Consider the following 15,711-nt stretch of genomic DNA (forward strand, 5'->3'; position numbering starts at 1 on the left):
AAAATGTGAGAATTTCAGGCTAAACAAAGAAATAAAATCCAAAAAAAGCTTGCGCTTTAGATGAAAAATGATAGGATTCAGCGTGTATTGGAGAATTTTATTCATTTCGTTATCATTAAATATTTTAACATAAAGGGCAAGTTATGTTAAACGCATTGGCGAGGGTAGGGGATAATACAAACGTAGTTGCGAATGCAGCGGCTCTTGTGCCACACTATAATCCCAAAAAAGAAGCCGCCCGGAAGATGGCGCAAGTACAGTCGTCAAGCCAGTCTAACAAATCTAATATTAGCGACAAAGAGGAAAAGGATTTGCCGCACACGGTTAAATCCAAATTTAAAGATGGTGATGCACGCCATGATTTAAAACGTAGCATTGACTTTGTCGCGTAACCTACCCCCAGTTTGCAAGGCATGTTTAAGATTTAGTAATCGCCTTGCATAGCCCCTCCAGCACCTATATTGACATGAAATGTTGTGCGTAATATAATATGCGCAATTTGATTAAAGGCGCAGCAAATATGCAGGATGATTATATCAAAGCTTTTTTAAAGAAAGGGGGCTTTTTATGAAAGGCCTTTTTACGTTTGCAGCAAGTGTTGTTTTTTCTTTATCGATGATGAGTGTTGGCATGAATGTCGCGCATGCATTTCTTAAGGGGCCTGAAGATGGACACACAGGATCTCCTGCAGATAATTTTGCTACCTGTGCGACAGCAGGGTGTCATGATTCTTTTGCATTGAATTCCGGCAGTGCGGTGTTTTCCATTTCTGCGCCAGACACATATACACCTGGAGAAGAAGTAAGTATTACCGTATCATTTAGTGATTCCAGCAGTGCAAAACATGGTTTTCAGCTTTCTGCTTTGGATGCAAAAAATGAGCATGTCGGGCTTTTTAACAATGTTGATAATAAGACGCAAACCGGAGAAGGCGATTATATTTCACACACAGAAAGAGGAACTGATGGTTCAAGCTGGACGGTAGTGTGGATGGCGCCTTCTAGTCCTGCCGATGACCCTGTTACAATTTACGGCGCAGGGAATGAGGCAAATGGCAACGGAACCAATAAGGGTGATTATATTTATACGACAACGGCCTCAATGGTTGCTGAAGATGCAGTGCCAGGTTCGTGTGCGGCAAAAAGTATAGAGGTCCCTAATTCAAAAATAAAGCTGTTGTTTGGGGAAAGTGATGAAGTGACGGTAACGGTGACGGGTGCGAATGGCTGTGCGGCAGAAGGTGTGAAAGTTACTGCATCATTAAGTAAGGCGGGTAATAAACGCGTAGAAATATCTCCTGAAAGTGTGGAAACGAATGAAAATGGGGAGGCGAGGTTCACAATTACTGCCAAGGAGAAGAATGGCAACGCAAAAGTAACATTTAAGGCCGATGGAATAAAAGGCAAAAAAGGCAAGGCAAAACTGGTAGTGAAGGTAAGAAAAAAATAAAAGGCACCTATATCTTTTAGAAATGTTTGGAAAAGGGACATCACGATGAAGGTGTGATGTCCCTTTTTTGTTGAATAAACTGTGCATGTATAAAGGTTCATGGTGTGTGTGTGAAATTTGGTACAGTAATTTCATCTATCCGAAGGAGGGAAGTATTTCAGGATTTTTTCGCAGACCTGAAGGCCGTTAGCGATGCAAGTATTTGTATTTCTGCCTTTTTATGCCCGTCGTACATGCATTGCCCTTGCGGCAGTTTACGAGATGTACATATCACTCCTTTTTTATTTGATATGCAATTAATGAATGATAAACTAATGCGAAAGATTGAATAAATCCTTTTGCCAATTTGAGAAAGTTATACTGTTTTATAAGGAATACATTGCAGTGGGGAAATGAATTAAATGGTTAAACTATACGTAACGGTTTTGTTTTTGGGCATACAATTTTTCACCGTTGCCCGTGGAGATATAATTGTGTTGAAAGATATCGATAAAAAGATTGATTTCAGGATACTGGGAGTCACGGACGAGTATGTGAGTATAGAAATACCAAAAAGAGACATGAAGTCTTTGGATATGCTGTTTTTACAAAGGGATGCTTTCCCGGATGTGATACACCTGAATACAGAGGAAATATCTTTAAAATGTAAGGTGAAAGAAATAAAAAAAGATGAAATAATTGTAATGATTCCTACGCTTGCGATATCTTCTCTGCAGATATCATTTCAGGGGAATGGCGTTGAGGAAACGTTTCCGGCTAAAAAAACGTACAAATTGCATGTGGCGGAAATGGAGAAACACATAGATAACAAAGAAGAGCGGCAGCGCGAATCTCTTGAGTCTCAAATACAAAACCAGGCAAATGATAGAGAAGAAGAATTGGCAGATGAATTAAGGACAGACATCGTTGGTAAATCAAATGCAAAGAAATATTATCGTTTCAAAACAAAAAAAGTTTTTGAGGAGGAAGAAGAAGATACATTCGATAAAAATGAATTTGTTGATTTCGGAACGAGCGTTGACGAAGGGGCAATCCGGATAGGGGATGAAAAAACATCTAGCGCCAGCGGAGTTGAAGAAGGTAAATTGTTGACAGGGGAGGCGGCTGATACTAATGGGGAAGTGGCAGAAGAGGCAACGGCTTTGCAAGATGCTAATCTTGGCAGCGTAGAAGGAAGGATATTAAAAAGCGGAAAACCTATAAAAGATTGCCAGGTGCAACTGCGCAGACTTGAGAAAAGTGGTCTGTTATCAAGGGAGTATCGCCTGGTAGATGGTGCCTTGGAACTTGAAGTAGTAACGAATGATGAGGGTTATTATCATTTTATGAATGTTATGCCTGGCGAATATAAATTATATTGGAAGCCTCCGCTGGAAACAACGTGGGTAAGGCGTTTCAAAATGGAGCCTGATGTTGTAGTGGAGTCCGGGAAAACAATAAAACCGAGAGACATTGAAGTTTTGAAAAGAACGTTAAACTAATAATAAAAAATACAAAAAATTTTTCATCGTTACTCTGAAAGGCTTGCATTCTAAAAGCGAAACGGGCATTTCATTTGTGAAACTCATTTTTTTGCGTCGTGGTAGCCCACCCTTACCCTTTCAGGAAACTAAGAAATGGAAGATTCATTAGTTACACAATTTATTTTATTTTTTTTATATTTTTTTTAAAAAAGGCACGCGTATTGTATATGTGTTTCATCTGTTGCCGGAGTTCTACGAGCCTGAAAAATTTTACAGGTTTGTCTGTAAGTTTCTGGTTGACAATTTAATTTCGTAAAAGTATTATATCCGACCGTTTTGATATGATTCATATTTTGTTGTGCATTTAACAGAATAGTTTCTGTTGTAAATTTAGGATATTTGGAAGTATGGAGGGTGGAGTGATGAAAAGCGTAAACATTGTTATCTTGGTAAGTGGTATTGTGCTAAGTTTGGTGAGCGTTAATCAAACGGTAATGGCAAAGGGGAAAGCGCCTGTCTATAATGTGATTGAGGTGAAAAACGGCGGAACAATTGCAGGCACGGTAAAGTTTGAGGGTGGCGTGCCTGCGGCAAAAATGTTGAAGATTGATAAAGATGAGCAGACATGTGGTCATGGGTTGAAGGCGTCGGAAGATCTGGTGATCAATTCGGGCAATATGGGCATTAAGAATACGGTGGTGTCTTTGGACGGCATTGAAGAAGGAAAGGCATTGGATACGACACCGGTTTCCTTGGACCAGAAAGGCTGCGTGTTTGAACCGCACGTTGTTGCGGTGTGTGCGGGTGCCGAAGTGAATTTGCTGAACAGCGACCCCATTATGCATAATCTGCACTCATGGTCGATTAGAAACCCTGCTTTTAATGAAGGTGTTTCCGGTAATGGCAAAATGGTAAAGAAGTTTGATGTTCCTGAAATAGTGAAAATAACGTGTGATGTTCATAAGTGGATGAGTTCGTACCTTTTGGTGAAGGGGAATCCTTACTTTGCGGTTACGGATGCTGACGGTAAATTCAGGATAGACAATGTTCCTGCCGGTACGTATGAGGTATCGGTATGGCAAGAGAAGCTGGGTAAGAAGAAGGGTGGGGCTGTCGTAACGGCCGGTGGGGAAGTGGTAGTAGATTTTGTGTATCAGAAAAAATAAGTGTGATGATGGGTTTTTATGGTTTGTGTAACTTACTTGTGAAAAGGCGTACCATATAATGAATAATTCTAAGTTATTGTCGATAAAGCAAAAAAGCATTTTTGTACTTTTGTTGGTTATTGCATTCGGTGCGGCTCTTTCTCTTTTCCGGCAAGATGGCTCGTTGCTCTCTGTTGCGCATGCTGAAGATATCGGTGTTGAATTGCCTGCGTTTGAGGGTGAGACGGATTCTGGAGCGCCACAATCTGAAGAGGGCGCCGCGAAAGTCGTGGGAGAAGGCGAGGCGCCAGCCGAAGAAGAGGAGGAGGGCGAGCTGGAGCCTGTTCAGTATCGGTCTTTCTTTGGACTGGATTCTCGTATAATTGTATGGATCGTGTCTGAGCTGCATCTGATGTTTGCAGCATTTGTACTTGGCGTGCCAATTTTTGCGGTGATTGTCGAGATCGTTGGATTTAAAGGCGGCGATATAAAATATGATAAGATGGCGAAGGAGTTTACCAAGTTGCTGTCAGCTGCATTTGCAACGACGGCCTCGTTAGGGGGGTTGTTGGCCTTTTGTTTGTTCGGTTTGTATCCTGAATTTATGAGCCATATGACCAGTGTGTTTGCTCCAACAATGTACGTCTATTCGCTAATGTTTTTTGGCGAGGCGTTCACGTTGTATGGTTACTATTATTCGTGGGATATCCTAAAAGGGACTTCGACGAAGAAGTGGTGCCACATTGCGCTTGGCGTCATGCTTAATCTCTTTGGCACAGGGCTTATGTTTATAACTAATTCATGGGCGACATATATGATGAGCCCATCAGGTGTTAGTATGAAAACTGGCAGGCTGCTGAGTTTGTACGAAGCATTTTATAATGAGCTGTGGATGCCCGTCAATCTTCATCGTTTGATTGCGAATGTATGTTTTGGCGGTTTTGTGGTTGGCGCTTATGCCGCGGTTAAATTCTTAAATTCGAAGACCAAAGAAGAAAGGGCGCATTATGACTGGATGGGCTATGTTGGGAATTTTATAGGTATTGGAGCATTAATTCCATTGCCCTTTGCGGGATATTGGTTGGGGCGTGAGGTATATAGTGCGAGTCCTGTTATGGGGAATATTATGATGGGTGGCGCTTTTTCATGGACATTCATTATCCAGGCGATACTCATCGGCATGTTGTTTATAGGCGCTAATTATTATTTATGGCTTGGGATGGGAAGGATAAAAGGATCAGAAAGATATACGGGGTATATTAAATACCTCAATGTTATTATTTTTATGTGTTTTGCAGTATGGCTTACTCCCCATAATTTACCATTAAGCGGAGAAGAAAGGGCGATGATTGGCGAGCAGTATCACCCTTTCTCAAAATATTTTGGGGTCATGGCTGCCAAGAATGCCGTGGTAAATCTTATTATCTTGTCGACGTTTTTTTCCTTTCTCATATATCGCAGGAGTAATAAGGGTGAGACGGTGCGTTTTTCTGAGCAAGGCAAGGCTGGCATGATAGGTATTTTCTCTGCGCTGGGCTTTTGTTTGCTAATGCTTCTTTCTTATGCGGTTTCGTTAAGTTTTGTCGACCTGGAAGCGCAAACGAAGGTTTATGTAAAACCATTAATTACAGCACTTTATATACAATCTTTTGCGGTTTGCCTTGCAGCCTTTTTAACATTCAGGAATAAAGGCAAGCTTGCGCAATCCATGTTGTTCCTAGTGACGGCAGGCATTGCGGTTCTTTATTTTTGGTATTATGGTTTCCAGGTTATGCAGAAGGCCAATATTGTGCTGCGCTATTTATCGGTGACCCAGGTTTCGATTGTGATGAGTTGTTTAATTATGAATACGGTTATTGATATTTTGGTATTCCGTAAAGCAAAAGTCGTTGGTGACATAGTTTGGGGTAAAATGCCTGTAAGGTCTCAATATGCATTGCTAATGCTATGTATAGTAATTGTCATTTTGATGGGGCTTATGGGGTTTATTCGCTCTGGCTTGCGTATGGATTGGCATGTATACGGGCTTATGCAGGATACATCTCAATGGGCGTATACTCCGACGCTTTCTTATATGGGAAGGATCGTTGGCTTGATCGTGGCGCTATTCCTTGGCTTGGTGGCGTTTGTGTTTTGGCTGGCAAATCTGGGAGATAAAAAAGTAAAAACTGAGGCAGAAGTATAGTGTTGTATAGACTGTTCGTTGATCTATCATTTGGCGGCCTTAGTGATGGACTCATTATGATGAATAATGATTGTGTTGATAAATTTTTAAGATCATGGTGGTAAGAAGAAGGCAAAAGAAGGCTTATGAATAAGACGATGTTAAAAATTGTTGCATTTGGAGTTGCTGTCATAGGGTTTTACATGTACATCACCGTCTATGTTACTGGTTTGTCTGGTACGGGCGGGGGGGGAACTGCAACCGGTGTTTCTGCTGAAGCCGGAGAGCAAATTTTCTGGGGCGATGGACAGTGTAGTACGTGCCACAAAATAGGTTCCAGCGGCAGTGCTACAAGAGGGCCTGATCAGGAAGGATTGGCAGAGAGGGCAGAGGAAAGGGCGAAAGAGCTTGGTTTGTCCGGCGGTTTAGAGTATTTGGTAGAATCGATAATTGACCCGGAAAAATACGTGGTGGAGGGGTTTGATAAGATTATGCCAAGGGTGTATGATCCCCCAATCATGTTGTCGCGTGAGAAAATACTTGCTGTTCTGGCCTATTTGCAATCCCTTGGGGGGGAGCCGGATTTAGATGCCATTATGAAGTTTAAGGATAAAATACCGGAAGCTTCTAAGACAAAGGTGGCGCCTTGGACACCTCCTATGGCAGTTACCGCGGAAGAGGGGGAACAGATATTTTTTGATGAATCGCTTGATGTTACTTGTGGCAAATGTCATATGGTAAGCGGCAAGGGTCAAAAAGTCGGGCCAGAACTCACAGGCATTGGAGCAATTCAGACTCCACAGTATTTTGTTGAGTCTATCCTGGATCCAAGCGCTGTTATCGTAAAGGGTTTTGAGACGGTCTTTGTAATAACGGCAGATGGTATCCCTTACAACGGATTAATAAAAAGCGATACGGAAGAAGAACTTACATTGATAATAGAAGAAAGCGGATCTATGGAAGAGGTGGTTATTCCGAAAGAGGAGATTGAAGATATGAAGAAGCAGGACGTCTCTATTATGCCTGGGAATATAAGTGAGTTGCTAAGTGTACGCCAGTTTTATGCAGTAATCGAATATTTGAGAAGTTTAAAGTAGGTCTTGGTGAAGATGGTTAGGGCGATAGTTAACGTTAGGAGTGTTTATTAATGGGGAATAAGCGAAGTCCATATTTAATGTTTTGGGTTGTTGCGGCGGTCATATTTTTATTTTTCTTCCTGAAATATGTATCTCCGTGGGTTTTTCAGGTGCTAATGGGCAAAGGGCATCCTATGCCTACTCCAAGTACTCTGATGACATGGTACTTGATTATGGGGGTTTTGGCAGGTTTGGTTTACGCTACGACAAGTAATCAGAAATTTGCCGATTTTTTAGGGTTTTTATTGCCGGGTAAAGGGGCCTTCCTTAAGATGTTTTTGCAGAAAATATTTCTTATGGCCTTTCCGCTTGTCGTAGGTTGGTTTGTTTATTCTTATTCTCTGCCTGGAGCCGCCTCACCCGTTGAATTAAGAATTCAGCACCCTACCCTGCCGCAAAAATATGAGAAGCTTGAAAATCCATTTAGAGGAAAAGATGCGGATACTCAAAGGCGATGTGTTGAGGAAGGGAAAGTGCTTTTTCAGGCGTATTGCCGCCCATGCCATGGGTCAAAGGCCGACGGCAACGGGCCGTTTGCGAATTCTTTTCGTCTGAGGCCAATTAATTTCCAGGACCCTGGTACAATTGCAACGGTAGTTGATAACTATCTTTTCTGGAGAATTAAGGAGGGAGGTCCTGGTCTCCCTTCAGAATCCACACCGTGGGACTCTGCTATGCCTGCATGGGAAGGTGATTTGGAAGATGAGCAAATGTGGAAGATTATCATGGGAGAATACGATACGGCAGGCGTGATGCCGCGGCAAAGAGAAAAAGCAGAATAAGGGCACCTTGTCTGACGGTGTCCCATCTTTGTCGGGATTTTAAAATTTGAAATTAATGTTAATTTTAATGAAGAGCTAATGACTACAATGATAAAACTGTTTAAAAGTAAAGTAATTAATTTTAGCTTGATTGCTTTTGGTGTTGTGGCTTTTTGCAAAGTGGAAATGGTTGAGGCGCAAGCATCTCACTTTTTCAGAACATACAAACGAGAGACGCCTCAAAAATTACCGGAAGACCAGAATGCGGTAGCAGAAGGAAAAAAGGTTTACGAAAAAAGATGCTGGTATTGTCACGGTATAACCGGTACCGGTGATGGACCATCTTCCAGAACTATGTTTCCCAGACCGCGGAACTTTACCCGTAATGAGTTTAAGGTAAGGTCCACACCATTTGGTTCTGTGCCGACGGATGAAGATCTTTTCCGTATTATAACGAGCGGTATAGAGGGAACGGCGATGCCGTTCTGGAGTACTATCAGCGAAGCGGAAAGATGGCAGGTAATTTATTATATAAAGACGTTTAATGAACAGTTTAAGAAAGAAACATCTCCTGCGGTGTTGGGTGTCGAAAGCGCAGTTGCTACTCAGGAGAGTATTGAGAAAGGCCGAGAACTATTTAAACAAGTGAAATGTTTTAATTGTCACGGGGAAGAAGGACGGGGCAATGGGCCGCTCACGGTTGCTTTGCAAACGCAGTGGGGCATGTCTTATCGTGCGAGGGATTTGACGCAATCATGGAACTATAAAGGGGGCAGCACGGCTGGTGATATTTATCGGACGATTTCTACCGGATTTAACGAGACTCCGATGGGTTCTTACAAAGAAACGCTTAGTGATGAGGAACGGTGGAGCCTGGCGCACTATGTGGAAAGTCTGTCAAAGAAAATGGCTTCTGATGTTGTTGTAAAGGTAAAGCTTTTGGAAGAAGGTGAATTGCCTGACCATCCTGCAGATGAAGTTTGGGGGTTGGCAGCGCCCCTGGAGATTCCATTAGCAGGGCAGATCATTGCACATCCACGGTTGTGGGAGCCTGCGATCGATTCTATGATGATTCGGGGGCTATACAATGACAGAGAGATTGCTTTTCTCGTAGAATGGGATGATCGTACAAACCTGCAGGAGGATATTTTCAGGGATGCCGTTTCGTTGCAATTTCCCGTAAAAATACCCGAATCGCTAAAAAAACCTTATTTTGGAATGGGTGATTCCGGTGGGGTGGTCAACCTGTGGCAATGGAAGGCCTGTTGGAAAGAAGGTTTTGGTTCAATAGCAGAAACGCCTGTAAATGAACCAGGCGAGATCGTAGAGCTGAATGCTAAGGGATTTAAGAAAATTTCTGTACAGTCGCCGGAAAATCAAGATGTCATGGGGGAAGGATTGCATGATAATGGTCGGTGGAAGGTAGTATTTAAACGGCCTTTAAAGACAGAGGGCGGGAAGAAGGATATACAATTTGAGATAGGTAAGCTGATACCAATTGCCTTTGCAGTGTGGGATGGTTCTAATGGTGATGCGGGCAGTCAAAAATCAGTATCATCATGGTATTATATCTTACTTGAAAAACCAATGCCTAAAACGGTATTTGTCTATGTATTAGTTGCTGTTGTTATGGGAGCGAGTGTAGAGCTTTGGTTCCTTGCTCGATTAAGAAGGTTTCCGCCTAAGTCAGAAGAAGAGGATCAATAATATCAAGGAGCTTTTATGCAGTTAAAATTAATATCAGGATTTTGTGACAGATTAATTGTGCCGGCGGTACTGCTGTGTTTTGCGTTGTTTGCTGGTATTGGTATAGCTTTGGCGCAAGAAAGAAGTATTGAACCAATGTTTTTGGAAATAGATAAAAAATACCAAATACCTGAAGGGTGGTCTATTCTTCCGTTTGAACTTGAGGATCCATATAAAAGAGTAAAAAACGGGCCTATACTCACCAATGTAACGCACAAAGCAAACATTGAATGGATATCCAGATGGGTCGCCAACCCAAAGGAGGTCGTACCGAATGCAAAGATGCCTGATTTGGGTCTTGAGTTTGAGGAGATTAAGGCAGTGATTGTGTATTTGGGGAGTATTGCAGATGATGGGCTTTCAAAGGTTAAATGGGATGAATATTTGTTAAAACGCGAAGACGATATGACAGACGAAGAATATGATAAAATGGACCAAATATTCCAGATGGGAAAAGGGGTTTGGGGCCGTGCGCGTTGTACCATTTGTCATCCGGTTAAAGGTCTTGGCGGAAATGTTGGCGTAGGGCCTGATTTAGGAAGTATTGTTACAAAAGTTAACAGAGATTGGTTGTATGACTGGCTTGCAAATACAAAGATGCATTTTCCTGATACAATGATGGCGCAGTTCAGATTTTCAGATGAAGAAATACGAGGATTGGTTGAGTATGTTATGCGTGACACTCAGTTTATGCCGGAAGAGGAATACGAAGACGAAGACGAGCAGGGTGATGGTGGCACTCCGAAAACTATCGAAGAAACAAAGTTTTTGACTAATGCTGAATACAGTACAATTAAAGGTGACAGCGCCCTTATATCAAAAGGGAAAGAGGTTGTTGAAAGATCGCGTTGTTTCGTTTGTCACGATATCAAAGGCTTGAGTGAATTAATGCCGGTTGTTGAGAGAAATAGGGTAAAACTAGAAGGATTTGAGAAGGTTTTGTATGAAATTAGATGTTTAACCTGCCACACCATTCAGAAAAAAGGGGGTACTTATGCTCCCAATCTTACAGAAGCTGGAACAAAAATGAAAATGGATTGGGAAAATGAATTTCTAAAGGCTCCTGATATTATACGGCCTCTGAGCCAGCAGATGCAAAAATTTAACTTGACGAGAGAAGATGCCACTTTTGCTACTGAGTTTATGGAAAAATATCTTACAAACAAGAAGCTTCCTTCGGGAATTTTTGACAATGAAAAGCCATCTCAGGAGATAGTTGAGGCAGGGAAGAACTTGTTTTACGATAAAGGATGCAATGCCTGTCACGCAGAAGGAACTAAGGGTGGTGGTGTTGTAGGGCCAAATCTGGGCACCGTTGGCGACCGGTTGCAGCCTGCATATATGTTTCATCACTTGAAGAATCCGATATTGGCGAATCCGAGGGCAATAGAACCTAATTATGGTTTATCTGATCAGGAAATCAAGTCGTTGGTCGGATTCTTGATTGATCACGTCAAGGGAAAAGAGGGAAATTAACAATGAATCATTTTTTGTTTTTAAAAGGGAAAAATTTTATCATTCCGGTGTTTGTTTTGTTTTTGACGGGCGGTGTCTGTTTTGCGAAGGAATTGATAACTTATGCAAGGGATACAGAGTTTTTGATCTCGGCAAAAGCTTCATTTGAGTATTATTGTTCGCCGTGTCACGGGAAAAACGGCGATGGTAGGGGTACCTTTTACACGATAGATTTGAACCCTAAACCAAGGAATTTTACGGATGCAGCATACATGGCGACGAGGCCGGAATCGGATTTAATCAAATCAATTACCAGTGGAACGGTTTCCATTGGGAAATCCAATCTTTGTCCGCCATGGGGAAATGTCTTTACCGAGAACAGAATTAAAGAGCTGGCAGGTTTTATTAAGGGGCTTTCTGTTGAAAAAACAATAAAAGTGGCTGCAGCCGAGAAAGAATCTGTTGTTGAGGGAGGAAAGACTGCTGATTTGAAAACTGCGTTTCGATGGTTATTTATTGCGGTAATCACTGTGGCTTTAGCTGGCGGCGCAATCAGCGAGTGGAAGAAGTTGAAAAGCGAATCTGCTTAAATCGCAGAGAATTTTTTTTAATTTGTATTTAAAGAAATAGAGTTATGTATAAAAAGATATTAATACCGATAGATAATTCAATATACTCTGATTATTGTATCGATATAGGCATTGCGATCTCGTTAAAATACGGCTCACTTCTGGTCGGTTGCCATGTTTATGACGCGTCATTGCACCAGAGGCGCTTTCGTGACATGGAAGAAGGATTGCCGGAAAAGTACCAGGATGAAAAAGAGTTGCAAAGACAGCGCGAATTACATACATCACTTATTAACCAGGGTTTGAAGATGATTTCAGAGTCGTACCTTGACGTCTTCAAAAAGAAATGCAGAAGCGCAAATGTTAAACATGAAGACATTTTGCTGGAAGGTAAAAATTATTGTGAAATAATTAAGGAAGCAGGACGCGGTAGTTATGATTTGGTAATCATAGGGGCGCTAGGTCTTGCTTCTGTCAATGAAAATCTTATTGGAAGCGTTTGCGAACGTGTTGTCAGGCGCTTAAAAACAGATGTTCTAGTGGTAAAGAAAAGAGGCTTGGGGGAACGCGTTGTTGTTGCGGTCGATGGAAGTATGCAATCGTTAGAAGGGATTAAGTCGGCAATTTCTTTTTCAAGGTCTTTTCACTTGAAGATCAATGCGATATCGATATACGATCCTCATTATCACCGTGTGGCATTTGCAAGTATAGCAAAAGTACTTTCTGAAGAAGCCGGGAAAATTTTCAGATTTAAAGAACAAGAAACTCTTCATGAGGAAATAATAGATAAAGGACTTGCTAAGATTTATCAAAGCCATCTTGATAACGCATGTTATATCGCAAAGAAAGAGGGCGTAGCAATGTCTTCTGTCTTATTGGACGGAAAGCCTTTTGACCAGGTGTTACGGTACTTGAAAAAAGGACAGCCTTCGCTGCTGGTTGTGGGAAGGACAGGGGTTCACAATACAAATGGCTTAGACATCGGCAGTACAGCCGAAAACTTGCTAAGACTGGCGCCGTGCAATATTATGTTAGCCGGAGGCAACATAACATCAACAATAGACCCCGCGAAGCATTCTGTTGTAGTGACGGAAAAATCTGTTGGCGATATGAAAGATCGTAAACATTCTGGATTCAGTAATCGTGTTATTGAAGAACAGACATTAAAGACTGTTTTGACCGATGAGGAAGAGGGAAAAGATTCTTCCAAGGAATGCGTGCCTTTAATTTGGACAAATGTGGCGCGTGAACAGACCGAACGCATACCTTCTTTTATCAGAGGCATAGTGAGGAAAAGAATAGAGAAATATGCCAATGAGAAGGGCTATAAGGAAATTACGGAAGAAATAGTAAATGAGGTAAAATCTCAATACATGGGTAAAGATTTATCCCATTCACACTGATTTTTTATACCACTGCAGTTAATTTCCTTCCATATCAAAAAGCATTTTCACATGCCACATGCTGCACATTTTAGTCCTGTTCAGGCAACGCGCTACTATCGTTTTTAGATACAGATGCAGTTAACTTAAAATACGCCCTAATATTAAATTGTGAAATCCGAAATGCTAAATACGAAATATGAAAGATACGTTCGTTTGCATTTTTGAATTATAGATTTCAAAATAGAAATGCCTAGCTGCGGGAGCCATTTTCTGACAGAATAAAAAAGGGTAGTTTTGTAATGTTGTATAGTAGCATAGTTAAATGAGTAATAGTTTGTTTTTGTTTGTTGGCAAGCGAACATCTTTAAAAGGGAATGATGTTTGCGCTGTCTCAACCTTGGTCTTAGGAAAACTTTTTTTCGCTCAATGTTTTCTGTTTGTGGAAATTACTAAGAAAGGAATGGGATTTTATGAGTATGACAAAAATGAAATATGTTGTTTTTGGCGTGTTGGCATTAATTATGGTAGGTATGGGGGATGGCATATTTCCTTGCAAGGCTATGGGTTCAGGCGGAAAAGCTGCTGAACATGAAGGGGTTATTGAGCCAACGCAGGAATTGATGAAAGATATTGAAAAACGCCTGACTAATATGCTGTCAGGTATTCTGGAGAATAATTTAAAATATGTAGCAAATGAGGCAGGCGCTGTCGTAGAACAAAGTTACAAAATAAGCGAGGTATTCTTTCCGTTTGACCCCAAAAAAAACGAATGGTTTAAACGCGCGGGTATTGACCCTGAAGATGCCGGGAAAATAACAAAACTGCGGGAGGAATTTGTTTTATTCCAAAGCGGAATCGTCTATAAAGCCTTAAATGTGAGAAAGATGGCAGTGGAAGGGAGTCAGGAGGAAACGTTAAAGGCTTTTGCAGACATGATAGAAAAAACATGTTTTGATTGTCATAAAAAAAACAGAGATTGGCTGTTTGATCAGTCAGGCAGTCATGGTCCAGGCCGATAGATGGGATGTGTCTATAATAAAACATTTCCTTGCTTTGCCTTGTAAGAATGTATTATGCTAACAAAAAAGGGTATGTTCATACTCAATAACACTTTCAAGTTGGCAGTTTTGTTGTTCAGTGTTTCATTAAATATTTCAGGCAAGAAATGTCTTGGAAAAACAAAAGAACCTTAATGAGAAAATGGTGTTCGCTCTTCTATCTTCTTGTGGGTAAAAAAATCGTCTATTTTTCCCTAAAAACCAAAAATGTTGAAGCATAAGGGAATAAAACTTGCTAATTTTGCTCTGCCAAAGTATTTTTTTAGGCAGTGTTTCAGGAAGGAGGTTGGTAAGAAGGAAAGTAAGTATTCATAATTTTAAGGAGATCGATTTTTAATCATGGTTTTCATTTTGTGAAAAGTCTTAATTGTTAGAGAAAAAATTTAAGGGAGGAGAGGGATGAAAAAGTTTTATCGCTTATTGGGGAGTAGTAGTGTAGCCCTCCTGGGATGTTTATTTTTGAGCGTTGCGCTATGTATCGCTGAGGAGGCGGAAGGGGTAAAGGGCATGGCGGAAGAAGAATTTACGCCGGCAAAAGAAGTTCTGAATGTAAAATATATGCAGATTGATATCCCCGCGCACATTACGGTTGATGCTTTGGAGGGTGCGTTTAAAAATGCCGAAGGGGTGCAGGTTCAATTGCAAAAGCAAGATAAGGCGTTTCCCAACGGGGGTGGGTCGGTGAATTCTGCAGAGGTAAAGGCTGTTCACGATGGCATAGCAATTTATTTCCAGGTGACATGGGACGATGCCACCGATAATAAACAGGCTATCGCTACTCAGGAGTTTAGAGATGGGGCAGCCCTTATGTTTCCCTTGGGGAAGGTAGTGATAAGCGTTGATGAACAATTCAGCCCTAGAATGGGCGATAGGCAAAAGCCTGTAAATTTGTGGCATTGGAAGGCTGACTGGGAAGCAGATTTGCACGCTGCCGGTGGTATAGAGGAATGCCCGGCAAGATATCCGAACATGCATGATGATTTCAGCACTAATCCGTATAGCGTAGATTATCATAAAGGCTTGATACAGAGTGCCGCTGAATTAGCTGGCGGTTATTCTGCTCATAATTTGCTTTCTTTGCCTCGGGGTAGAGCCGTTGAAGATTTAAATGCTGAAGGTTTTGGTACATTAACGACACAGGATCATCAGGATGTCGATGGGTACAGTAAATTTGAAAACAAAAAATGGACGGTAGTGTTTTGCAGATCATTAAATACCGGAGACCCTCTGGATGTTCAGTTTGTGCCAGGGGAAAGCACTTACTTCAATATGGCAGTGTGGAATGGTGATAGAGAAGATAGAAACGGGCAAAAAAACATTTCTATACAATGGCACCCGCTGTCGTTGGAAAGAATTGCATGGCAATAAATAAATTTTAAA

At 41.4% G+C, this 15,711-nt stretch carries 13 protein-coding genes; all 13 read left to right on the forward strand.

Translation table 11 applies throughout. The annotated features are described in order from the left end of the window. Positions 1 to 143 precede the first annotated feature (143 nt). The 13 genes from ABJL82_RS04080 (at position 144) to ABJL82_RS04140 (ending at position 15,699) form a co-directional block, all read left to right on the forward strand. Positions 144 to 392, forward strand: a complete 249-nt coding sequence (locus ABJL82_RS04080; protein WP_347273441.1) for a hypothetical protein — start codon at positions 144 to 146, stop codon at positions 390 to 392. A gap of 175 nt (positions 393 to 567) precedes the next feature. After that, on the forward strand, positions 568 to 1,449 hold the full coding sequence (locus tag ABJL82_RS04085) for a choice-of-anchor V domain-containing protein (RefSeq protein WP_347273443.1): 882 nt from the start codon (positions 568 to 570) through the stop codon (positions 1,447 to 1,449). Positions 1,450 to 1,850: 401 nt separating this feature from the next. Beyond that, on the forward strand, positions 1,851 to 2,930 hold the full coding sequence (locus ABJL82_RS04090; protein WP_347273444.1) for a carboxypeptidase-like regulatory domain-containing protein: 1,080 nt from the start codon (positions 1,851 to 1,853) through the stop codon (positions 2,928 to 2,930). Between the two features lie 404 nt (positions 2,931 to 3,334). Further along, a complete protein-coding gene (locus ABJL82_RS04095; RefSeq protein ID WP_347273445.1) occupies positions 3,335 to 4,078 on the forward strand; it encodes a carboxypeptidase regulatory-like domain-containing protein in 744 nt (247 codons plus the stop codon). 58 nt (positions 4,079 to 4,136) lie between these two features. After that, a complete protein-coding gene (locus tag ABJL82_RS04100) occupies positions 4,137 to 6,242 on the forward strand; it encodes a cytochrome ubiquinol oxidase subunit I (RefSeq protein WP_347273446.1) in 2,106 nt (701 codons plus the stop codon). Positions 6,243 to 6,367: 125 nt separating this feature from the next. Beyond that, the gene (locus ABJL82_RS04105) at positions 6,368 to 7,318 is read left to right on the forward strand and encodes a c-type cytochrome (RefSeq protein WP_347273447.1); all 951 of its coding nucleotides are present in this window, start codon (positions 6,368 to 6,370) and stop codon (positions 7,316 to 7,318) included. Positions 7,319 to 7,368: 50 nt separating this feature from the next. Further along, positions 7,369 to 8,139: a cytochrome c gene (locus tag ABJL82_RS04110; RefSeq protein ID WP_347273448.1), complete on the forward strand. Its 771-nt coding sequence runs from the start codon at positions 7,369 to 7,371 to the stop codon at positions 8,137 to 8,139. 78 nt (positions 8,140 to 8,217) lie between these two features. After that, positions 8,218 to 9,825, forward strand: a complete 1,608-nt coding sequence (locus ABJL82_RS04115; RefSeq protein ID WP_347273449.1) for an ethylbenzene dehydrogenase-related protein — start codon at positions 8,218 to 8,220, stop codon at positions 9,823 to 9,825. 15 nt (positions 9,826 to 9,840) lie between these two features. Next, positions 9,841 to 11,340 (forward strand): c-type cytochrome, encoded by a 1,500-nt coding sequence (locus ABJL82_RS04120; RefSeq protein ID WP_347273450.1) that lies wholly within the window; start codon positions 9,841 to 9,843, stop codon positions 11,338 to 11,340. Positions 11,341 to 11,342: 2 nt separating this feature from the next. Further along, positions 11,343 to 11,909, forward strand: a complete 567-nt coding sequence (locus tag ABJL82_RS04125; protein WP_347273451.1) for a hypothetical protein — start codon at positions 11,343 to 11,345, stop codon at positions 11,907 to 11,909. 44 nt (positions 11,910 to 11,953) lie between these two features. Continuing rightward, positions 11,954 to 13,291: a universal stress protein gene (locus ABJL82_RS04130; protein WP_347273452.1), complete on the forward strand. Its 1,338-nt coding sequence runs from the start codon at positions 11,954 to 11,956 to the stop codon at positions 13,289 to 13,291. Between the two features lie 452 nt (positions 13,292 to 13,743). After that, positions 13,744 to 14,292, forward strand: coding sequence for a hypothetical protein (locus tag ABJL82_RS04135; RefSeq protein ID WP_347273453.1), 549 nt, complete (start codon positions 13,744 to 13,746; stop codon positions 14,290 to 14,292). Positions 14,293 to 14,730: 438 nt separating this feature from the next. Further along, positions 14,731 to 15,699: an ethylbenzene dehydrogenase-related protein gene (locus ABJL82_RS04140; RefSeq protein ID WP_347273454.1), complete on the forward strand. Its 969-nt coding sequence runs from the start codon at positions 14,731 to 14,733 to the stop codon at positions 15,697 to 15,699. Positions 15,700 to 15,711 lie beyond the last annotated feature (12 nt).

The sequence above is a fragment of the Candidatus Kuenenia sp. genome (genome assembly GCF_039794105.1).
Taxonomy (GTDB): domain Bacteria; phylum Planctomycetota; class Brocadiia; order Brocadiales; family Brocadiaceae; genus Kuenenia.